Annotated in this window: 34 protein-coding genes and 1 tRNA gene; 33 read left to right on the top strand and 2 right to left on the bottom strand. The window is 34.3% G+C overall.

Going from position 1 to position 21,010, the window contains the following annotated elements; genetic code table 11:
* The 24 genes from yciH to ILA26_RS09380 all read left to right on the top strand — a co-directional run.
* Positions 1–328, top strand: a 328-nt coding sequence (gene yciH / locus ILA26_RS09495) for a stress response translation initiation inhibitor YciH (protein WP_292896679.1), incomplete at its 5' end; no start/stop codon positions are given.
* Positions 329–411: 83 nt separating this feature from the next.
* Positions 412–690: a ribonuclease P protein component 1 gene (gene rnp1, locus ILA26_RS09490; RefSeq protein WP_292896677.1), complete on the top strand. Its 279-nt coding sequence runs from the start codon at positions 412–414 to the stop codon at positions 688–690.
* An 11-nt stretch (positions 691–701) separates the two neighbouring features.
* Positions 702–1,019 (top strand): 30S ribosomal protein S17, encoded by a 318-nt coding sequence (locus tag ILA26_RS09485; protein ID WP_292784702.1) that lies wholly within the window; start codon positions 702–704, stop codon positions 1,017–1,019.
* A 5-nt stretch (positions 1,020–1,024) separates the two neighbouring features.
* Positions 1,025–1,423 carry a 50S ribosomal protein L14 gene (locus ILA26_RS09480; protein WP_292896675.1) on the top strand — a complete coding sequence of 133 codons (399 nt, stop codon included), beginning with the start codon at positions 1,025–1,027 and terminating at the stop codon, positions 1,421–1,423.
* Positions 1,424–1,432: 9 nt separating this feature from the next.
* Positions 1,433–1,783 carry a 50S ribosomal protein L24 gene (rplX, locus tag ILA26_RS09475; protein ID WP_292896673.1) on the top strand — a complete coding sequence of 117 codons (351 nt, stop codon included), beginning with the start codon at positions 1,433–1,435 and terminating at the stop codon, positions 1,781–1,783.
* 1 nt (position 1,784) lies between these two features.
* On the top strand, positions 1,785–2,513 hold the full coding sequence (locus ILA26_RS09470) for a 30S ribosomal protein S4e (RefSeq protein ID WP_292896671.1): 729 nt from the start codon (positions 1,785–1,787) through the stop codon (positions 2,511–2,513).
* The gene (locus tag ILA26_RS09465) at positions 2,510–3,022 is read left to right on the top strand and encodes a 50S ribosomal protein L5 (protein WP_292896669.1); all 513 of its coding nucleotides are present in this window, start codon (positions 2,510–2,512) and stop codon (positions 3,020–3,022) included. Before ILA26_RS09470 ends, ILA26_RS09465 begins: the two co-directional genes overlap by 4 nt.
* A gap of 1 nt (position 3,023) precedes the next feature.
* On the top strand, positions 3,024–3,176 hold the full coding sequence (locus ILA26_RS09460) for a 30S ribosomal protein S14 (protein ID WP_292896667.1): 153 nt from the start codon (positions 3,024–3,026) through the stop codon (positions 3,174–3,176).
* A gap of 11 nt (positions 3,177–3,187) precedes the next feature.
* A complete protein-coding gene (locus ILA26_RS09455; RefSeq protein ID WP_067043675.1) occupies positions 3,188–3,580 on the top strand; it encodes a 30S ribosomal protein S8 in 393 nt (130 codons plus the stop codon).
* An 8-nt stretch (positions 3,581–3,588) separates the two neighbouring features.
* Positions 3,589–4,125 (top strand): 50S ribosomal protein L6, encoded by a 537-nt coding sequence (locus ILA26_RS09450; RefSeq protein ID WP_292896664.1) that lies wholly within the window; start codon positions 3,589–3,591, stop codon positions 4,123–4,125.
* A 13-nt stretch (positions 4,126–4,138) separates the two neighbouring features.
* A complete protein-coding gene (locus ILA26_RS09445) occupies positions 4,139–4,468 on the top strand; it encodes a 50S ribosomal protein L32e (protein ID WP_292803171.1) in 330 nt (109 codons plus the stop codon).
* A gap of 106 nt (positions 4,469–4,574) precedes the next feature.
* Positions 4,575–5,030, top strand: a complete 456-nt coding sequence (locus tag ILA26_RS09440; RefSeq protein WP_292896662.1) for a 50S ribosomal protein L19e — start codon at positions 4,575–4,577, stop codon at positions 5,028–5,030.
* Positions 5,031–5,032: 2 nt separating this feature from the next.
* Complete coding sequence (locus tag ILA26_RS09435) at positions 5,033–5,614, top strand: 50S ribosomal protein L18 (RefSeq protein ID WP_292896660.1); 582 nt, start codon at positions 5,033–5,035, stop codon at positions 5,612–5,614.
* A gap of 2 nt (positions 5,615–5,616) precedes the next feature.
* Entirely contained in the window at positions 5,617–6,258 is a 642-nt protein-coding gene (rpsE, locus tag ILA26_RS09430) for a 30S ribosomal protein S5 (RefSeq protein ID WP_292896658.1), read from the top strand.
* 11 nt (positions 6,259–6,269) lie between these two features.
* Positions 6,270–6,728 carry a 50S ribosomal protein L30 gene (locus tag ILA26_RS09425; RefSeq protein ID WP_292896656.1) on the top strand — a complete coding sequence of 153 codons (459 nt, stop codon included), beginning with the start codon at positions 6,270–6,272 and terminating at the stop codon, positions 6,726–6,728.
* 15 nt (positions 6,729–6,743) lie between these two features.
* Complete coding sequence (locus ILA26_RS09420) at positions 6,744–7,181, top strand: uL15 family ribosomal protein (protein ID WP_292896654.1); 438 nt, start codon at positions 6,744–6,746, stop codon at positions 7,179–7,181.
* A gap of 25 nt (positions 7,182–7,206) precedes the next feature.
* Complete coding sequence (gene secY, locus ILA26_RS09415; protein ID WP_292896652.1) at positions 7,207–8,568, top strand: preprotein translocase subunit SecY; 1,362 nt, start codon at positions 7,207–7,209, stop codon at positions 8,566–8,568.
* 39 nt (positions 8,569–8,607) lie between these two features.
* Positions 8,608–9,168, top strand: coding sequence for an adenylate kinase (locus tag ILA26_RS09410; RefSeq protein WP_292896650.1), 561 nt, complete (start codon positions 8,608–8,610; stop codon positions 9,166–9,168).
* Positions 9,169–9,178: 10 nt separating this feature from the next.
* Positions 9,179–9,757: an EMC3/TMCO1 family protein gene (locus ILA26_RS09405; protein ID WP_292896648.1), complete on the top strand. Its 579-nt coding sequence runs from the start codon at positions 9,179–9,181 to the stop codon at positions 9,755–9,757.
* A gap of 119 nt (positions 9,758–9,876) precedes the next feature.
* On the top strand, positions 9,877–10,143 hold the full coding sequence (locus ILA26_RS09400; RefSeq protein ID WP_292896646.1) for a 50S ribosomal protein L34e: 267 nt from the start codon (positions 9,877–9,879) through the stop codon (positions 10,141–10,143).
* Complete coding sequence (cmk, locus tag ILA26_RS09395; RefSeq protein ID WP_292896644.1) at positions 10,143–10,664, top strand: (d)CMP kinase; 522 nt, start codon at positions 10,143–10,145, stop codon at positions 10,662–10,664. Before ILA26_RS09400 ends, cmk begins: the two co-directional genes overlap by 1 nt.
* Positions 10,665–10,886, top strand: a complete 222-nt coding sequence (locus tag ILA26_RS09390) for a 50S ribosomal protein L14e (RefSeq protein WP_292896642.1) — start codon at positions 10,665–10,667, stop codon at positions 10,884–10,886.
* A gap of 71 nt (positions 10,887–10,957) precedes the next feature.
* Positions 10,958–11,923 carry an RNA-guided pseudouridylation complex pseudouridine synthase subunit Cbf5 gene (locus ILA26_RS09385; protein ID WP_292896640.1) on the top strand — a complete coding sequence of 322 codons (966 nt, stop codon included), beginning with the start codon at positions 10,958–10,960 and terminating at the stop codon, positions 11,921–11,923.
* A 180-nt stretch (positions 11,924–12,103) separates the two neighbouring features.
* On the top strand, positions 12,104–14,353 hold the full coding sequence (locus ILA26_RS09380) for a transglutaminase domain-containing protein (RefSeq protein WP_292896638.1): 2,250 nt from the start codon (positions 12,104–12,106) through the stop codon (positions 14,351–14,353).
* Positions 14,354–14,430: 77 nt separating this feature from the next.
* Here the strand turns inward: ILA26_RS09380 and ILA26_RS09375 are convergent, their stop codons facing one another.
* Complete coding sequence (locus ILA26_RS09375; protein ID WP_292896636.1) at positions 14,431–16,203, bottom strand: DUF2207 domain-containing protein; 1,773 nt, start codon at positions 16,201–16,203, stop codon at positions 14,431–14,433.
* A gap of 10 nt (positions 16,204–16,213) precedes the next feature.
* The gene (locus tag ILA26_RS09370; RefSeq protein ID WP_292896634.1) at positions 16,214–16,777 is read right to left on the bottom strand and encodes a LemA family protein; all 564 of its coding nucleotides are present in this window, start codon (positions 16,775–16,777) and stop codon (positions 16,214–16,216) included.
* Positions 16,778–16,986: 209 nt separating this feature from the next.
* Here ILA26_RS09370 and ILA26_RS09365 point away from each other — a divergent pair.
* The 9 genes from ILA26_RS09365 (at position 16,987) to ILA26_RS09325 (ending at position 20,971) form a co-directional block, all read left to right on the top strand.
* Positions 16,987–17,071, top strand: a tRNA-Ser gene (locus ILA26_RS09365).
* Between the two features lie 183 nt (positions 17,072–17,254).
* Positions 17,255–17,704, top strand: a complete 450-nt coding sequence (locus ILA26_RS09360; protein ID WP_292896632.1) for a 30S ribosomal protein S13 — start codon at positions 17,255–17,257, stop codon at positions 17,702–17,704.
* A 60-nt stretch (positions 17,705–17,764) separates the two neighbouring features.
* Positions 17,765–18,304, top strand: coding sequence for a 30S ribosomal protein S4 (locus ILA26_RS09355; protein ID WP_292896630.1), 540 nt, complete (start codon positions 17,765–17,767; stop codon positions 18,302–18,304).
* A gap of 11 nt (positions 18,305–18,315) precedes the next feature.
* Positions 18,316–18,708 carry a 30S ribosomal protein S11 gene (locus ILA26_RS09350; protein WP_069574667.1) on the top strand — a complete coding sequence of 131 codons (393 nt, stop codon included), beginning with the start codon at positions 18,316–18,318 and terminating at the stop codon, positions 18,706–18,708.
* 15 nt (positions 18,709–18,723) lie between these two features.
* Positions 18,724–19,527 carry a DNA-directed RNA polymerase subunit D gene (locus ILA26_RS09345; RefSeq protein ID WP_292896628.1) on the top strand — a complete coding sequence of 268 codons (804 nt, stop codon included), beginning with the start codon at positions 18,724–18,726 and terminating at the stop codon, positions 19,525–19,527.
* Positions 19,527–19,892, top strand: a complete 366-nt coding sequence (locus tag ILA26_RS09340; RefSeq protein WP_292896626.1) for a 50S ribosomal protein L18e — start codon at positions 19,527–19,529, stop codon at positions 19,890–19,892. Before ILA26_RS09345 ends, ILA26_RS09340 begins: the two co-directional genes overlap by 1 nt.
* An 18-nt stretch (positions 19,893–19,910) precedes the next feature.
* Complete coding sequence (locus tag ILA26_RS09335) at positions 19,911–20,333, top strand: 50S ribosomal protein L13 (protein WP_292896682.1); 423 nt, start codon at positions 19,911–19,913, stop codon at positions 20,331–20,333.
* 17 nt (positions 20,334–20,350) lie between these two features.
* Positions 20,351–20,752, top strand: a complete 402-nt coding sequence (locus ILA26_RS09330) for a 30S ribosomal protein S9 (protein WP_292896624.1) — start codon at positions 20,351–20,353, stop codon at positions 20,750–20,752.
* A 48-nt stretch (positions 20,753–20,800) separates the two neighbouring features.
* Entirely contained in the window at positions 20,801–20,971 is a 171-nt protein-coding gene (locus tag ILA26_RS09325) for a DNA-directed RNA polymerase subunit N (RefSeq protein ID WP_042694539.1), read from the top strand.
* Positions 20,972–21,010: the final 39 nt, after the last annotated feature.

Genomic DNA, 21,010 nt, shown 5'->3' with positions numbered 1-21,010 from the left:
CTGTGATGTATGTGGGCTTCCTGAAGAACTTTGTGTTTGTGAAGAAATTGCACGTGAAGTTCAAACTCTAAAAGTTTTTACAGTTAGAAGAAGATTCGGAAAACTCATGACTATTATCGAAGGTATAGATGAACACGATATTGATATTAAAGAGCTCACTAAAACTCTCAAAGCAAAATGTGCTTGTGGAGGAACAGCTAAAAACGGTCAAATAGAACTTCAAGGTGATCACAAAGTTAAAGTGAAACAAGTTTTATCTGATATGGGTTTCTCTTCCGACACTATTGAGATTCGTGAATCTAAGAAGAACAATAAGAAAAGAAGGTAATTCATCTATTCGATATGTTTTTCAATAATTTTGTAATTTTACTGCATAATTTATTGTAAATGTTACATTAAGAGATTGGGATTATGATTACATCAAAAAACTTAGTTCATCATGAATTCATCGGTTTGAATGTTCATGTAACAAGTAATAAGAATGAATCTCTTAATTTAAAAGGAACTATAATTGATGAGACAAAAAATACCATTAAAATTGAAGGAAATGACAATATAGAAAGGGTTATTCCTAAAAAAGGTTCTATATTTGTCTTTGAAATTCCTAACGGGGAAAAAATAGAAGTTGATGGTAATATTTTGTCTATTCGTCCTGAAGATAGAATAAAAAAAAGATTTAAAAAAATATAAATGGTGATAATATGGTTGGGCTTAACGTTCAAGAACCAGAAACTACATGTGATGATCCTAACTGCCCTTTCCACGGAACCTTGCCTGTAAGAGGTCAAGTTCTTGAAGGTGTTGTTGTAAGTAACAAAGCAGAAAGGACTATTACTGTTGAACGTAGTTACTATAAATTCATTAAAAAATATGAAAGATACGAAAAGAGGAAATCTAAAATCAATGTTCACAAACCTGATTGCTTAAATGTGAATGTTGGTGATTCTGTGAAAGTTGCAGAATGTAGACCATTAAGTAAAACTAAACATTTTGTTTTAGTTGAAGTTAAAGGAGAGTAATTATTATGAAACCATTAACCTCAAGCATGACTAAAGCATTACCTATTGGAGCAAGACTCCAATGTGTTGACAATACTGGTGCTCGTGAAATCGAAATCATTTCCGTAAAAGGATTCAAAGGTGTAAGAAGAAGACTCGACGTTGCTGGTGTTGGAGATTTAGTTGTTGCATCAGTTAAAAAAGGAACTGCTGACATGAGAAGAGAAGTTGTTAATGCAGTAGTAGTAAGACAAAAAAAGGAATATAGACGTGCTGATGGTCTTCGTGTTAAATTTGAAGATAATGCTGCAGTTATTATTACTCCTGAAGGAGTATTAAAAGGATCAGAAATTAGAGGTCCTGTTGCTAAAGAAGCAGCTGACAGATGGCCTAGTGTTGGTAGTGCAGCAAGTATTTTAGTATAAGGTGAAAAAATGTCAATTCAACCAAGAAAACAAAGAAAAGCTCGTTATAATGCTCCTGCTCACGCACGTGGAAAATATCTAAGTGCTTCTTTAAGTAAAGATTTAAGAGAAAAAGTAGGTAAAAAATCATTACCTATCAGAGCTGGAGATAAAGTTAGAGTTCTCCGTGGAGACTTTAAAGAACATGAAGGTGAAGTTCTCACTGTAGATTACACTAATTACAAAGTAACTATTGAAGAAGTTACTTTAGCTAAACCTGACGGAACTTCCACATTCCTCCCAGTAGATCCATCTAACGTAATGATTATTGATGCAGATTTAAGCGACGATAGAAGAATTAAAAATAAAGGAGATAATTAATATGGCTAAAATGGGATCTAGAAAACATCTTAAAAGATATAAAGCACCAAAATCTTGGCCTATTCATCCTAAAGAAGACACATGGACTGTAAAACCTTCCGCAGGTTCTCACTCCATTGATAAAGCTATTCCATTAACTTTAGTTATTAGAGATGTATTAAAATTAGCTGACAACGCAAGAGAAGCTAAAAGGATTATCAACTCCGGTAACGTTTTAGTAGATGGAAGAGTTGTTAAAGATTATAAATTCCCAGTTGGATTCATGGATATTGTAGAAATCCCAAAAACTGGTGAAGCTTATAGAGTTCTTTTAGATAGAAAAGGAAGATTACAATTAGATTTAATTGAAGATGGCAGTGCTAAATTATCTAAAATTGTTAATAAATCTACCATTAAAGGTGGAAAAACTCAATTAAACCTTCACGATGGTAAAAACGTTATCATTGATGAAGATGCATACTCCGTTGGAGATGTAATTTGTTTAAAAGTACCTGAACAAGAAATTGTTGAAGTATATCCTTTAGAAGAAGGAGCTACCGTTCTTGTTACTGGTGGTAAACACACCGGTGAATTAGGTACCGTATCTGAAATTATTGAAAATAAATCTTCTAATCCGAATACTATTATTATCGAAAATAGTTCAAAAGATGAATTCTTAACTTTAAAAGATTATGCTTTTGTAGTTGGTAAAGATGCACCAACAATATCTTTATTGGAGGTTAATAAATGAACCCAATGAACGAAGTACGTATCGAAAAAGCTACTGTTAGTATCGGTGTTGGTGAAGCAGGTGAAAAATTATCTCGTGCTATTACTCTTTTAGAAGAAATGTTCGATCAAACTCCTGTAAAAACTTTCTCTAAAGTTACTAACCCAGAATGGGGAATTAGAAAAAGACAACCAATCGCATGTAAATTAACTTTACGTGGAGAAAAAGCAGAAAAAGCTATCGAAATGGTATTAGAAGGTATTAATAGAAATATTAGACCTACTCAATTTGATGCTCAAGGAAACCTTTCTTTCGGTATTAGAGAACATATCGATATCCCAGGTATGAGATATAATCCTGATATTGGTATTTTCGGTATGAACGTTTCTGTTACTTTTGAAAAACCAGGATACAGAATTGCTAAAAGAAAAATACAACAAAAGAAAGTTCCTCAAAAACATAGAATTTCTAAAGAAGAAACTATGAAATTCATGGAAGAAAATTTCAAAGTAAATTATGTAACTGAATAAGGTGATTGTTTTGCCAAGAAAATACGGAAAAGCTGCTAAAAAATGTAGTCGTTGTGGTGACCACTCCGCTATGATTAGTAGATATGGTTTAAATTTATGCAGACAATGTTTTAGGGAAATCGCTCCTAAAATTGGATTTAAAAAATATAATTAGAGGTTATAAATATGAGTCTTATGGATCCTCTCGCTGATGCTTTAACTAACATTAGAAATAACGAATTACAAGTGAACGATTCTTGTGTTATTTCTCCTGCTTCCAAATTAATTGGACAAGTTTTAAGCACTATGCAAAAAGAGAATTATATTGGTAATTTTGAATATATTGATGACAACAGGGCAGGAAAATTCATAGTAGAATTAGAAGGTAACATCAACAAATGTGGTGTTATTAAACCTCGTCATGCTGTTAAGAAAGATGAATTTGAGAAATTTGAAAAAAGATATTTGCCAGCAAAAAATTTCGGTATATTAATCGTCACAACTCCTGAAGGAATTATGACTCACTATGAGGCTAAAGAAAGAGGAATTGGTGGACGTTTGTTGGCTTACATGTATTAGGTGATAAAATGGTAGTAGCTGCAGCTATAAGGGAAGAAATTGAAATCCCTGAAGGCGTTGAAGTTATAATTGAAAATAATGAGGTTTCTGTAAAAGGACCTAATGGAGAAGACTCCAGAAAATTTACTTATCCTAATGTAAGTATTAAAGAAGAAAATGATGTTGTTGTTTTAGAAACAGCATTTCCTAAAAAGAAAGACAAAGCAATGATCGGAACCACAAAAGCACACATTAACAATATGTTAACCGGTGTAACCGATGGTTTTGAATATCATATGAAAATTGTATTTGCTCACTTTCCAATGACTGTGAAAGTTCAAAACGATACAGTAGTAATTGACAACTTCCTCGGGGAAAGACACCCAAGAACTGCTAAAATTGTAGGATCTGCAAAAGTAGCAGTTAAAGGTGATGAGGTAACAATTACCGGTATTAATAAGGAACATGTTGGTCAAACCATGGCTAACTTAGAACAAGCAACTAAAATTAAAGGAAGAGATCCTAGAGTATTCCAAGACGGAATATACTTAACTAGCAAAGAATAAATTGGTGATTTGAATGGCTAATAAAAGATTTAAAAGACAAGAATATGCTCGTTATAAAAAACTTGGAATCAAATGGAGACGCCCTAGAGGTAAAACCAGTAAAATGAGAAGATATGAAGCAGGAAAACCTGACATGCCAGCTATTGGTTACAGAACCCCTAGAGCTATAAGGGACTTACACCCTTCAGGGTACAATGATGTTCTTGTTCACAATATGCAAGAGTTAGAAGACTTAGACCCAGCAACTGATGCTGCAAGAATAAGCGCTTCTATTGGTAAAAGGAAAAAAGCTATGATGTTAGAAAAAGCATCTGAGCTCGGAATTAAAGTATTAAACAAATAAATCATATTTATAAGTTGAATCAATTCCGGGGCTTTTATTTGAATTGATTTAACTGCTAAATTAAAAAGGGAATTTAGATAATTTATCTAAATGGAGGATTATATACATGAATCTTACAACTCAAAAAAGATTAGCTGCTAGTATACTCAAAGTAGGGCTTAATCGTGTATGGATTGATCCAGAAAGATTAGAAGAAGTCTCTATGGCGATTACTAGAGAAGGAGTAAAGCAGTTAATTAACGATGGAGCTATTAAAGCAAAACCTCAAAAAGGTATTAGTAGCTACAGGTCTAAAAAAATTAAAGAACAAAAAGCAAAAGGAAAAAGAAAAGGTAGAGGTAGTATAAAAGGAGCTAAAAAAGCACGTACTCCTAAGAAAAAAGCTTGGATGACCACCATCAGAGCTTTAAGAAAAGATCTTAAAGAAATGCGTGAAGAAGAAGTTATCGATGCTACAACCTACCGTAAATTATACAAAATGGCTAAGGGTGGCGCATTCAGAAGTAAATCTTACATGAGAAACTATGCCCGTGACCATGATTTAATTAAAGGAGATGAATAAGCATGGCACAAGGAACTAACTATAAAGTAGCTTTCAGAAGAAGAAGACAAGGAAAAACTGATTACAAAGCTAGAATGAACTTAGTCGACTACGACAAATCTCGTTTAGTTGTCAGAGTTTCTAACGCTCATGCAACTGTTCAAGTTATTGATTACGCTCCTGAAGGAGATATCACTGTAGCTTCAGCAGTAAGTAAACAATTAGCTAATTACGGTTACTTAGGTGCTACTGGAAATATTTCCGCATTCTACTTAACTGCATACTTATGTGCTAAAAGAGCTTTAGCAGCTGGTGTTGAAAACGCAATTTTAGACATTGGTTTAAAATCACCAATTAAAGGTTCTAAAATCTTCGCAGCATTAAAAGGTGCTGTTGATGCTGGTTTAGAAATTCCTCACGGTGACTTCATTTTCCCAGAAGATGAACGTATTAGAGGAGAACACGTTGCTAATTATGCTGAATCTTTAGATGCTGAAGAAGTAGCTAAAAAATTCTCAAAGTACTTTGAAAGAGGTCTTAATCCTAAAGATTTACCTGAAAACTTTGATGAAACTATTAAGAATATTGATGAGGCAGAGGAATAACTATGAGTTTTAATATTGATGAATGGGAACCTAAAACTAAAATGGGTAAATTAGTTAAAGATGGAACCATTACTGATATCGATGAAATCTTTGAAAAAGGTCTTCCAATTATGGAATTAGAAATAGTTGATGCCTTAATTCCAGATTTAGAAGAAGAAGTAATGGATGTTAACTTAGTTCAAAGGATGCATAAATCTGGTAGAAAAGTTAATTTCAGAGTAATTGTTGCTGTAGGTAACAAAAATGGTTATGTAGGATTAGGTCAAGGTAAAGCTAAAGAGGTCGGTCCTGCTATTAGAAAAGCTGTAGACAACGCTAAATACAACCTTATTAAAGTAAGAAGAGGTTGTGGAGATTGGGGTTGTGTTTGTGGAAGAGAACACACTGTACCTTTCAAAGTACAAGGTAAAACCAGTAGTGTAAGTGTTACTTTAATGCCAGCTCCTGCAGGTGTAGGTTTAGTAGTTGGAGATGTAGGTAAAACTATCTTAAAACTTGCTGGTATCCACGATGTATGGTCTCAAACTTTCGGACAAACTCAAACCACTGTTAACTTTGCTAATGCTGTATTTGATGCTTTAAAAGAATTAAGTAACGTTAAAGCAAGCAAAGAAGATCTCAAAAAAATGGGAGTTAACTACTAAATGGTGATATCATGTTTTTAGTTATTAGAGTTAGAGGAACTACTGGTGTTATCAAAAATATTGCTGACACCTTAGACATGTTAAGACTTAACAGAATTAGCCATGCAGTATTAGTAGAAGAAAATCCTAGTTACGAAGGTATGCTTCAAAAAGCTAAGGATTACATCACCTGGGGAGAAATCGACGCTGAAACTGTTGCAGCAATGATTGCTAAAAGAGGAAGACTCCCTGGTAATGTAAAAGTTACTGATGAGTATGTTGCTGAAAATTCTGATTATAACAATATTGAAGAATTAGCTAAAGCTTTAGTTGATGGTAAAGTTAAATTAGCTGATGTAGGTATTAAACCTGTATTCCGTTTACACCCTCCAAGAAAAGGTTACGAAGATATCCGTTTATCTGTTAAAGAAGGTGGATCTTTAGGTTACAGGGGAGAAGAAATTAAAGATCTTGCAAAAAGAATGCTTTAAACTCAGGTGTATATTATGATTAGAACAAAACGTAAAATCAATAAACAAAGAGGTTCTAGATCCAACGGTGGAGGATGTACCAAAAAACGTAGAGGTGCAGGTAACAAAGGTGGAAAAGGTAAAGCAGGTATGGGTAAACAACACTGGACCTGGACTGTAATCCACGATCCTGACCACTTTGGTAAACATGGTTTCAAAAGACCTCAAAAAATGATTAAAAAAATCAATGCTGTTAACTTGAATTACTTAGAAGAACATGCTGATGATTTAATCGCAAGTGGAAAAGCATCCAAAGATGGAGATGCAATTGTCATCGATGTTACAGAATTAGGTTATGACAAAGTTTTAGCTAAAGGAAAAATAACTAAAGCTTACAAAATTTCAGCACCTCAATTCTCAGCATCTGCTATTGAAAAAATTGAAGAATTAGGAGGAGAAGCTATATTATTATAGCTTTATTCCTTCCTCAGGGGATAAAATGTCATCATTAGAAGTTTTAGAGCCAATATTTAAAGTTATTCCTGAAGTAAAATCTCCTGTTCACAGAGAAGATTTTAATGAAAAACTTAAATGGACTGCTCTTGTTTTAGTATTATATTTCTTTTTAACTCAAATTCCATTATATGGTTTAGCTCCTGGAGCTATTGACAGTTTTGCTCAATTAAGAGCAGTTATGGCTGGAAGTTTTGGTTCAATTCTTACTTTAGGAATTGGTCCTATCGTTACCGCTTCTATTGTTTTACAATTATTAGTTGGTTCAAATCTTTTAGATTTGGATCTTTCATCCCATAAGGATAAATCTCATTTCCAAGCTACACAAAAAGTATTATCAATTGTGTTTACAGTATTCGAAGCAAGTGTTTTGGTGCTTACTGGAAATTTAGTCCCTATTGATGGTTCATACACATTAATATTAATCGGACAACTTGTTCTTGGTGCATTAGTAATTATCTACCTTGATGAAGTTGTTTCAAAATGGGGATTCAGTAGTGGTATTGGTTTATTCATTGCTGCTGGTGTATGTCAAGCTATTATGGTAGGTACATTCAGTATTTTACCTGGTACAAATGGATTCCTTGCAGGTATTATTCCTAAATTTATCCAACAAATCGCAGCTGGTACTCCTGACTTATCAATCTTAATCCCATTGTTTGCAACTATTATTGTATTCTTAGTTGTTCTTTATGGTGAATCTATGAGAGTGGAAATTCCTATTTCTCATGGTAGTGTAAGAGGTCACGGAAGAATCAGAGGATCTGTAGGTAAATACCCATTGAAATTTGTATACTCAAGTAACATGCCTGTAATTTTGACAAGTGCATTGCTTGTTAACGTTACTTTATTTGCAAACGTTTTCCAAAAAATCGGGGTCCCGATTTTAGGTCACATGGAAAAAGGTAAAGCTGTTGATGGTATCGCATGGTTGTTAACAACACCTACCTTGCAGAATTTTGTCACTGAACCAATACATGTTTTAATCTATGCAATATTCTTTATTGCATGTTGTATGTTATTCTCATACTTATGGGTTGAAATCAGTGGTTTAAATGCTAAAAAGATTTCAGAGCAACTTTACAAATCCGGTATTCAAATACCTGGTTTTAGAAGTAGTAAACGTCAATTATATAAGATTTTGAAAAAATATATTCCTGCACTTACCATTATCAGTGGTATCTATGTAGGTCTTATTGCTTTCCTTGCAGATTTAACCGGTGCGTTAGGTGGAGGTACTGGTGTATTGCTTACTGTAGGTATTCTTCACAAGTTATACGAAGAAATGGCTGAAGAACAACTCATGTCCGCAAATCCAGTTCTTAGGAAAGTTTTAGGAGGAGATTAATTTTCTCCTTTTTCTCTTTTAATAAAGTGAGGGATTAAAATGAAATTAGTAGTATTAACTGGTATTCCAGGTTCTGGAAGTACAACATTACTTGGAAAAGCATTAGACGAAGTTGATTATGTCCACTTAAATTATGGAGACATAATGACTGAAATTGCAATTAAAGAAGAAATTGTAGATGATAGGGACGCTTTAAGAAAATTACCTGCTGAAACACAAAAAGAAATTCAAGCTAAAGCAGCTAAAGAAATCAAAGCAAGATCTGAAAAGGACAATGTTATTGTAGATACTCATTGTACAATCAACACTCCTGCAGGATTCTTACCAGGACTTCCAATTTGGGTTTTAGAACAATTACAACCAGATCTTTTTGTTTTAATTGAAGCAAATCCTGATGAGATTATTTACAGAAGATTAAATGATGATACTCGTGAAAGAGATGTTCAAAAAGTGAAAGAGATTGATTTACACCAACAAATGAACAGAGCTACCTCAATGGCTTACGCTACTTTAACTGGCGCTACTGTTAAAATTGTTGCAAATCATGACAATCATTTAGATTCTTCAGTTAAAAAATTAGTAAATGTATTAAACTTATAGGGGTATAATTATGGCTGATCCATTTGGAGTGATTTATCAAGCATTAAATACAGTTTTCAATCCTATTTTAGCTTTGGATCCAAATCCAACTAATCCTGCTTTAACTGTATTGATTATTGCATTTATTGTTTCATTAATCACAACTATTGCAAATAAATATTTAGTCGACCAAGATGAGATGAATGAAATTCAGGCTAGAAGCAAAAAGTTAACCAGTGAGTTACGTGAAGCTCAGAAGAAAGGTGACGGTAAAAAAATTGCAGAACTTCAAGCTAGACAAACTGAAATGATGCAAGACCAAAGTAAAATGATGTCCAATCAATTCAAACCAATGATTGTAACATTCGTTCCAATTATTTTGATATTCTTCTGGATGAGGACTTCTACAATTAGTAATTTGGTTGTGTTATTGCCTCCATCTGTTTATTGGGTTACTTTAACACCGGTATGGCATGCTATTGGTAGTGTCATTTATGGTGGTAAGGCGACTATCCCTTATGGTATCGGTTGGTTATTATGGTATATGATTTGTACTTTCGGTATGAGTCAGATATTAAGAAAATTCTTAGGATTTAAACAAGGGTTCTAATTCAACCCTTTTTACATACATTTATTAATAATGAAAAAGATATATTGTAGTATTCTATTTTGAATACGCTATTACACAATTATTATATAATTTATTAAAAAATTAATTAAGGTGATTAAATGCCTGCAAATAGGTTTAGATCAAGATCATATAAAAGAGTTCACAAAAACACTCCCGGTGGGGAAAATGTTTTAAGATATAAAAAGAAAAAACCATCTAAGCATGTTTGTGCTGAATGTGGTGCAGTCTTACATGGAGTTCCTCGTGGACGTCCATATGAAATAGGAAAATTATCCAAAACAGCTAAAAGACCTAACCGTCCATATGGTGGGTACTTATGTTCAAGCTGTGCTCGTAAACATTTCAAAAACGAGGCTAGAAAATAATGATAATTACTATCGGTGGATTAGCTGGGACCGGAACAACAACCACCGCTGAATTGCTCAGTGAAAAGTTAGATATTCCATATATTTCTGCAGGATTTGTTTTTAGGGAAATGGCTGCTGAAAAAGGAATGAGTGTTCTTGAATTCAGTGAATTTGCTGAAGGTAATGATGATATTGATAAAGAAATTGACAGAAGGCAAGCTCAAAAAGCTAAGGAAGCAGAAAATCTCATAATTGAAGGAAGACTTTCAGCATACTTTGTTGACAATGCTGATTTAAGACTTTGGTTAGTAACTCCATTTGATGTTCGCTCAAAAAGAATATCCGAAAGGGAAGAGAAGTCTGTTGATGTGGCTAAAGACGAAATCATTGTTCGTGAAAAAAGCGAAGCCTTAAGATACATGGAAATCCATAATATTGATATTTCCAATATGGATATCTATGATTTAATTATAAACACTGACACTTTTGATCCTGAAAGTGTATCAGAAATCATTATTCAAACATTAAAGGTGATATAAATGGCATCAATCGAAGTAGGTAGAGTATGTGTTAAAACTGCTGGTAGAGAAGCAGGCGAAAAATGCGCAATCGTTGAAATTATCGATGAAAACTATGTTGAAGTAATTGGTGAAGCTGTAAAAAACAGAAGATGTAACATCGCTCACTTAGAACCAACCGAAGACTCCATCGATGTTTCCGGTGATGCAGAATCTATCAAAGCAGCTTTAGCTGACTTATAAATTTAAATGAATAATTAAAAAAAATTATTCATAACTTTTTTTATTTACTATTTTTTTAAAAGGTCTTTTTCATGAAATTCAATATGGTTAAAAAATCTCAAAGTTTTACTAGTTCTGAATTTGGTTGCAAGCCAGAAGATCGTGAAATTAATGATTATATCTCAAAAGGTGTTATCAATTTGGATAAGCCTTCCGGACCAACATCACATGAAATAGACTCTTGGGTTAAACGTATTTTAAACTTAGAAAAATCCGGTCACGGTGGAACATTGGACCCTAAGGTAACAGGTATCCTGCCGGTTGGGCTTAATGATGCTACTCGTGCTATTCAATTATTGTTAACTGCTCCTAAGGAGTATGTTTGTCTTTTAACATTCCATCAGGATGTGGAAGAGGACAAAATTCGTGAAGTGTTCGCTGAATTTACCGGTAAAATTTTTCAATTGCCTCCGGTCAAGTCCGCAGTAAAACGTGAGCTTAGAACTCGTAACATTTATTATTCCACAATTTATGAAATTGAAGGTAGGGATGTGCTTTTCAGAATAGGTTGTGAAGCTGGAACTTATGTTAGAACCTATTGTCACAATATAGGTGAAGCGTTGGGCGTAGGGGCTCATATGGCGGAACTTAGAAGAACACAGGTTGGTTCTTTCAATGAAAAGAATAAACTGGTAACCTTGCAGGATGTGACTGATGCATATCATTTCTGGAAAGAGGATGGTGACGAATCATTTTTACGCGATGCAATAATGCCTATGGAAAGGGCTGCAGATTACTTGCCAAAAATAATTATTAAAGACTCCGCTGTAGATGCGGTATGTCACGGTGCAGACCTTGCTAACGGTGGAATTGTCGAGTTGGCTGACAGCATCCAAAAGAATGACATAGTGGCAATTGAAACCATGAAAGGTGAATTGGTTGCAGCTGGAAATTCTTTATTGACTTCTAATGAGATTCTTGAAGCTGATTCAGGTTTTGCAGTTAATGTCTCTAAGGTATTCATGAAACCGGACACCTATCCAAGATTCTGGAAGTAATGTTTTTGATTTCCATTACCTAAAGGTTTATATTTATAATTTTATTTAAATATTAAATGAACATTAGGCAAGGAGGAAAAATTTATTTTAAACAGAAATTTTGTTTTCACTATATTTTTAGGATTAATTCTTATTTTTTCAATTAGTGCAATTCAAGCGCAGGATATTAATTCAACTGCTGTGGTAACTGTTTGTGATAATAATATTTCTTTAGGTGATGCATCCGGTTTTGATGAAGTCGGATTGGATAATAAAGATGTGTTATCAGATGATTCAGACGATTTGCCTCAAGATGGGGAAACTAACGCTACGGAACTGTCTTCACAATCATCAAAAGTTTACTACCATGGTGATTACAAAGTAGTTTTAAAGGATTCAAATTCAAATACCGCCTTGTTTAATAAGACAATCATTTTTACAATAAATAATGTTAATTATACGGCCACAACTGACAACGACGGAGTTGCTATTGTCAACTTAAAATTAGATCCAGGCAAATATGATATTGCCGCTTATTTTGAAGGGGATTGTGATTATGGGTCAAGTAATTTCACTTCCTCATTTTCCATTTTGCCAACAATTAAGGCAAGTGACATTACAAAATATTATAAAGGAGCTACAAAATACACGGCCACATTTTATGACAGCCATGGAAACCCATTAGCTAATCGTAATGTTGTTGTGAGTGTTAATGGAAAATCTTACACTAAAAAAACCAATGGTAAGGGTGTTTTAAGTTTAGATGTCAATTTAAAACCAGGCACCTATAAGATTGTTTCCAAAGATCCAATCACTGGATACAAGCTAACTACCTCATTCAAGATTCTCTCAACAGTCAGCTCCAGTAATCTTAATAAGGTTAAGGGAGACAGCAGGAAGTTCACAGTAAAATTTTTCAAAAGTAACGGCAATCCGTTATCCAAAAAGTATGTCAAGATTAAGTTCAAGGGAAAAACCAAGAAGTATAAGACAAATTCCTGGGGAATAGTGAACCTTAATGTTAAAGATCTTAAAAAGGGCACATATAAAGTAATTTGCTATAATAAGGATGGGCTTTCTAAGACTTACACTATCAAGGTTTTCAAAAGAAAAGCTTCCACTGGACTAACAACCAATATGTATACATTCTATACAAATCAGTCCAAGCAAATAAAAGTGAAATTATCCACAGCATTAGGGGATTACTCAAAGTCAGGAAAGACAATTAAAATTAATATTAATGGAGTTACCTACTCAAGGACAACTGACTCTAATGGAATGGTTTACCTTCAATTGCCTTCATTGGATAAAGGACTTTATAAAGTTCAATATGTCTATGGGGGAAATAAATTCTTTAAAAAGGCAACTTCAACAAATTATGTAACCATATTGAGCAAGAAAAATACTAAACTGGCTCCTAATGGAATCACCAGTTTTGGTTATGGTGCAGGAACTTCTCTAAAAGTCAAGTACACAGCGGGAGGTGTTCCTCTGGTGAAAAAGGCAGTCTCCTTGAATGTCAACGGCAAGACTTATACTAAAACTACAGATTATAACGGTTTTGCATATCTGCCAATTAATATGAATGTCGGAAATTATTCTGTTGATTATCAAACAGGCAATGACTCTTATGTTTATGGAACATCCGGGTCCTTTGATATAGATGTATTTAAAAGAAGCGCTTCCAAATTGAGCTGGAAAAGCGGAACTTCATTCAAGGATAATCTGCAAACTTTCAAGATTCTATTGACAGATTCTAATGGAAAGCCAATTTCTGGCCAAACTGTAAAGCTGACAATAGACGGTGCAACTTACAGTGCAAAAACTTCCTCTGAGGGTTATGCAACATTCAAGACAAGTGTCGCATTGGGAACCTATAAGGTTTCGTTTAAATTTGATGGAAACAATAATTACCTTTCCAGCTTGTCCTCTCAATCCGTGAAGGTGACACTTTCATTATTTAAAAATGGAATTAACCAGAAGAATTCCATTTCTTATCTCAAGGCATATATCAAGTCATCCAGCCATTGTAAGGTTGGAACTAAAAAGATTAAGAAATTGGTAAAGTCCCTAACCAAAGGTTTGACAACAAATGAGGATAAGGCCAGGGTAATCTACAACTATGTAAGGGATACCTTAGCATATAGCTATTATTATGATACCAAATATGGTGCAGTCACCACATTAAAGGTTAAAAAGGGAAACTGTGTCGACCATTCTCACTTGCTGGTTTCCATGTTTAGGACTGCAGGATTTAAGGCAAGATACGTTCACGGAGTATGCAAGTTCAGTGACGGGGATGTTGTAGGTCACGTTTGGACTCAGGTTTTAATAGGTAAAAATTGGGTTTGTGCTGATGCAACTAGCTATAAGAATTCTTTAGGAAAAATAGCAAACTGGAATACTAAATCCTATAAAATCAATGCTAAATATGCTAGTTTGCCGTTCTGATTTTGTTGAACCTTTTCGACTTAAAGAAGCCAGAGAATTCTTGCACAATAATGTTAAAAATTAAATGAAGTGGGAAGCTAGAATGCTCCTCCACCTCCACCACCAGATCCTCCTCCGAGGCCTCCGAAGCCACCTGAGTCGGATGAAGGCATTGCTGCACTTTCACCTGTTCTGAATGCGGAATACATCATTGTGTATCCTCCGTAGTAATGATACATGAAAATGTCATCATCATAATCCAGGTAGTTTGGAACTTGGAGTTTCATGTTCTCATAGACCTTATCGGCTACTCCAAGAGCCGCACCATAAATCAGGTACTTCCTCCAAACAACTATTGATTCTGGGGGGTGTTCGTTAATTAAACTATTGTCTTTCAAGAATTTCTTAAAGTTTCTCCATTTGAGATAGAAGACTCTACCTTTTTCAGTCCATTTTCCAAAAATATCTTCATTAAGCCTCATTATTGCTATTGAAAATATGATTAGGAATATTCCTCCTGCAATTGCATACATTCCACTTTTAAGTTCAGTCATGAAACCTAATGCTGCAAAAATGACTCCAAATATAAGTCCGCCTATTGAAATGGCAGATATTACAGTTGAACCTCTATCATCAAAGTATTCAGAAATGTTTATCTGATTCTTAACGCTTTCTTCCCAATCCTCAAGTTGGCTCATGAACCATTTGGCATTTAACTCATAGGACAACTTTGAATTTAATGTTGAAAGATTCAAGGTATTGTCCTGCGCAAAGTTTTCCAGAGTCTTGAACACTATTTTCTCACTTTCGCTTAATTCAGATAATTTTTCATAATTGAATGTCAAAATCAAATCCTTCATGCTTGTGTCTGCATCCTCTTCAGTGAACAGCTTAAATACCTTTTTGTCAATGAGATTCATGATTGAGGCTTCGAATCCCTTCATGTTTGGGGTTCCAAGATCAGTTCTGTCTTCAATCAATGCATTGATTACCTCCGGAGGGTCATTTGTTGGAAGGTCCCTTTCATAAATTCCATCATAGTTGACCTTTGGCTCTCTTCCATATCTCAAATAGGTCAGAATTGCTCCAATTGGACTTAATATGGACAACAGTCCCATTATAAGATAAGATGTGTTCCAGAAGTTACGTCCATTAACACTGTCATTGAGGTTTTTCATTATCATGTCCCGGCCGTTTTGGTTCACATGCTTCGCATTGGTTGCATCATCAAAATCACTTATTGGCATCAGGACAAGCAATTCATAGAAATCCCCTTTTGGAATCGAGGTTGTCTCTGCAGTAATGGTGTCTCCTTTCAATTCACTGGTTACGTTGAATTCTTGAGGATTAAGGAAATATTCATTTCCTGTTTTTCCAGGCAAGTTCACTTTTGCATGAATCTTTCCAACTCCAACGTCCCATTCGTCTCCCCAAAGTTTATATTGAAGTCCTCCAACATCATTGAAAAGGGTTACGACGTTTTTCAAATCATAACTTAAATAGACTTTCACGTTACAGTCATGGATTCCTTTGGTATGTGCCGCATCGGAGTATAGGTAAATCTTTAGATGCTTATACCCATTGTCGTTGCTTTCCTGAAGGACTGCATACGCTCCATCCGCATGGACCTTAATGTTTTCTATGCTTTCCCCGGATTTTAGTGGGATGTCCCTATAGACTCCATTGAATTTACCGTCAAAGGAGTAGTCGTACTGTTCATCAACATGGAGAAGGCCGGTGCTGTTGACAGTAAGGTTAACGAACGCATCTGTTATGGAATAGCTTCTGTCATCATCTGCAGATACTATTGATATTGTGGAAAATAATATTAAAAAAAGTAAAATTATAGTAAATGCGTTTTTAACATTCATATAATTTCCTCTAATCAAATTTCACTTCAGGTACTGCGGTTTCTGCTTCAGGTGCTTTGTAAAATGATTCTTGTTTAAATCTGAACAGTTTTGCTAACATGCTTGTTGGGAACATTTGGCAAGCGTTGTTGTATTTTAAAACAACATCATTGTAGAATTGTCTTGCGTATGAGATTTTGTCCTCGGTATCTGTTAATTCAGATTGTAATTGCTGGAAGTTGCTGTTAGCTTTTAAGTCAGGATAGTTTTCAGCAACTGCGAACAATGTTTTCAAAGCTCCAGTCAGTTGGTTGTCTGCAGCACTTGCTTCTTCAATGTTTGTTGCATTCATAACGCCGGTTCTTGCTTTTGTCACTTCTTCAAGAACTCCTTTCTCATGACTTGCATACCCTTTCACTGTTTCGACAAGATTAGGTATTAAATCGTTTCTTCTCTTAAGCTGAACATCAATTTGTGCATAACTGTTTTGAACACGGTTTCTGAGTCCAACTAAGTTATTGTACATGTGTACTATTGTCACGATTGCAAAAATCACTAAAATTATAATGATGATCCATATAATTAAATTATCCATTCTATCACCTACATAATAATATCATATATCTTAAAATTATATTTTGCCTTTTAGTTTTATTAACTGGAAAATATAATATTTTATATAATCATGGTATTTTAATGAAAATCCTGCTTTTATCCAAACCTTTATATAGTGTAACATAGAAATATTATTTTATCATATTGTTCTAGAGAATATGATGTGCAAGTATTGCTAACTATTTTAATGCCGAGATAGTCTAGCCTGGTAAGGCGCGAGACTGGAAATCTCGTGGGCGTTCAGCCCTCCTGGGTTCAAATCCCAGTCTCGGCGTTTATTAGTTTTTAACTATATTTTTTTGATTTATTACAAAAATACTTGTTAAACTGATATTTATTGCACTCTTAGCTTATATGCTAAGTTTATAACTGTTGAAAGAACTGTGTTTTGAAATTCAAAACATTCGAATCTATATTTTACGTCTCGTAGGTTCGCTCTATAAATGGAGGTTATTTAATGGAAGACGAATTCAAACATTTAGTACGTATTTCAAGAAAGGACGTTAGTGGTAACAAAACCATTGAACAAGCTTTAACTGAAATCAAAGGTGTTGGAATCTCTTTATCTAAAACTATGTGTCGTGTTTTAGACTTAGATTTAGATGCTAAAATTGGATACATTGCTGACGAAGATGTTTTAAAAATTGAAGAAATTTTAGAAAATCCTCTCGACTTTGGCATTCCTTCCTGGATGTTAAACAGAAGAGAAGACTATGAAACTGGTGACGACATTCACTTAATCGAATCTGATCTTGATATGACTTTAAGAGATGATTTAAACAGAATGAAAAAGACCAGAAGTTACAAAGGTAGAAGACATGAAGTTGGTTTACCTGTTAGAGGTCAAAGAACCAAATCTACTTTCAGAAAAAGTTCTTCAGTTGGTGTAAAACGTTCAAGAGGATAGGCAAGAGCTTTTTTTTGCAAATTAAAATATTTAAATTCAATTTTATAAGGAGATGTTTTAATGGGACAACCTAGAAAATCAAGGAAAAAGTATAATACACCACCACATCCTTGGAATGCGGAAAGAATTAAAAATGAAAATAAATTAATGACTAAATACGGTTTAAAAAACAAAAAAGAAATTTGGAAAGCTGATACTTTAGTCAGAAGATACAGTAGGGAAGCAAGATACTTACTTGGTTTCGGTACTGATCAAATGGTAAAAGAAAAATTAGAATTATTAGGACACTTAGCTAGAACCGGTGTTTTGCCAGAAGGTGCAGCTCTTGAAGATATTTTAGACTTAAACGTTGAAGATATCTTAAGAAGAAGATTACAAACTATCGTATATAAAAAAGGTTTAGCTCGTACTCCTAAAGAAGCAAGAATGTTTGTTGTACACGGTCACATAGCTTTAAACGGTAAGAAAATCAACTCACCAAGTTATGTAGTATTAGATGGTCAAGAAGATGAAATCGGTTTCTACCGTTCTTCACCTGTAGCAAAACAAATTGAAGAGTACAACAAAGGTAAGGATAATAAAGCTAATACAGAAGAATAAAAGGTGTAACTATGGCAAAAGATGAAAAATGGGGTATAGCTAATATTTACTCATCATTTAATAACACTATTATTACTGTAACCGATATTACTGGTGCTGAAACTATTTCACAATGGTCTGGTGGAAAAGTTGTTCGTGCAGACAGACAACAAGCTTCACCATTCGCAGCAATGGCTGCAGCAACCAGAATCGCTGATGATGCTAAAGAAAAAGGATTTGTTGGATTACATATTAAAGTTAGAGCTCCTGGTGGAAATGGACCTAGAAGTCCAGGACCTGGTGCACAAGCTACTATCCGTGCTTTAGCAAGAGCTGGAATTAAAATAGGAAAAATCGAAGATATCACTCCTATTCCTCACGACGGTACTGGAAGACCTGGTGGTAAAAGAGGAAGAAGAGTATAAGCGGAAGGGTTTAATATGGAGATAGAAGTAAAAAGTCAAAGCGATGATGAAATGATTTTCATTGTCCGTGATGCAGAAGTGCCTTTTGTTAATGCTATTAGAAGATGTGCAATGGTAAACGTACCTAAAATAGCAATTGAAGATGTTAATATTATCAGAAATGATTCTGCTATGTTTAATGAGGTGCTTGCTCATAGACTTGGTTTAACTCCTTTAGTTTCTGATTTAGATGCTCTTGAAGGATTGTCATTACCTGAAGATGATGACTGGGAGGAGTATTCAAACGGAATCATGTTCACTTTGAATGAAGTTGGACCTAAAGTAGTTTATTCTAAAGATTTGAAATCTTCTGACTCAAAAATTAAACCAGTTTACGACACTATTCCTTTAGTAAAACTTAAAGACGGTGAAGAGCTCAACATTGAAGCAGTAGCAAAAGTTGGATACGGAAAAGAACATGCTAAATGGATGCCAACTACTGTATGTGCTTACAAACAATATCCTGAAATCACTTTCAATGAGGATGTTGAAATCGATTATGATTGTGCTCAAGCATGTCCAAGAGGTATTTTAAAATCAGATAGAAGATCTAAAAAAATCAAAATCTTAGATATCGAAGATTGTGCCATGTGTAAAAGCTGTGTAAGAGCTTCTGAAAATGGCTACATCAATGTTGGATATCGTGAAAATGATTTCATATTCAGAATCGAAACTGATGGTGCTATGCCTCCTAAAGAAGTTTTATTAAAAGCTTGTGACGTATTAGGTGAAAAAGCGGATAAGTTTATCAGATTTAGTGAAGAAGGAGGAAGTAAATAATGGTTAAGAAAGTAGTAAAAACAAATCCTAACCTTATTGAACTTATTAATAAACTTTATGAACAATCAAGAAATGAAGATGCAGCTATTTGGAAAGATGTTGCACAAAGACTTGAAAGGTCTAACAGAAGAACTGCTGAAGTAAATTTATCAGACATTGCTAGATATGCAGAAGCAGATGAAACTGTTTTAGTACCTGGTAAAGTTTTATCAAATGGTGATTTAGAAAACAAAGTAGATGTTGTAGCATTAAAATTCTCAGCAAAAGCACAAGAAAAAATCGAAAGTGCTGGTGGAGAATGCATCTCAATTGAAGAAATCATGGAAAGTAATCCTAAAGGATCAAACATCAGGATTATGGAATAAGAGGAGATGTGTGTTATGATGATTATTGACGGAGAAGGATGCGTTTTAGGAAGATTAGCTAGTGTAACTAGTAAAAATCTCTTAGAAGGCGAAGAAGTAGTAATTCTTAATGCTGAAAAAATCATGTTAACTGGTAACAAAGATTGGGCTTATGCTAAATACAAACAAAGAGTGGACAGAGCAAGTATCTCTAACCCTCGTGATTTAGGTCCTAAATATCCTAGAAGACCAGATGACATATTTAGAAGAACTGTAAGAGGAATGTTACCTTTCAAAAAATCCAAAGGTAAAACAGCATTCAAAGGTTTAAAAGCTTTCGTTGGCGTACCTGCTGAATATGCTGATGCTGAACTCACCGCAGTTCCTGAAGCAGAATACAAAAATATTAAAAAAGGTATCGAATTAGGAGAAATCTCCAAACTTTTAGGAGCTACCTTTTAGATGAGTAAGGTGTAATTATGGTTAAAGTTATTCATACTAGTGGAAAACGTAAAACAGCTATCGCAAGAGGTACTGTTCGTGAAGGAACTGGTAAAGTAAGAATCAACAAAGTTCCTTTAGAACTTTATTCTCCAGAGCTTGCTCAATTAAAATTACAAGAACCATTAACTTTAGCTGGAGACTTAGCTAATGAAGTGGATATCAATATCCATGTTATTGGTGGAGGAGTAATGGGTCAAGCTGAAGCTGCACGTATGGTAATTGCAAAAGGACTCGTACAATGGTCTCAAGATATGGATTTAAAAGAAAAATTCACTCAATATGACAGAACCATGTTAGTAGGTGACCCAAGACGTTCAGAACCTAAAAAATATGGTGGTCCTGGAGCAAGAGCTCGTAAACAAAAAAGTTACAGATAAATTCATCTGTAATTTTATATTTTATTTAAATTAAAAAAGATGATATAAATGATTCCTATAAGATGCTTAAGTTGTGGAAAACCTGTATCAGCTTACTTTGATGAATACAATAAAAGAGTTGCAGCTGGTGAAAAGTCTAAAGATGTTTTAGACGATTTAGGTTTAACTAGATACTGTTGTAGAAGAATGTTAATTTCCCACGTGGAAACCTGGGAGTAAACAATTTGTAGGGATATTTTTTTGATAAAATATAATCTT

Source organism: Methanobrevibacter sp. (assembly GCF_017940815.1).
Classification (GTDB): Archaea; Methanobacteriota; Methanobacteria; order Methanobacteriales; family Methanobacteriaceae; genus Methanocatella.
This window is presented reverse-complemented; position numbering and strand designations above follow the sequence as displayed.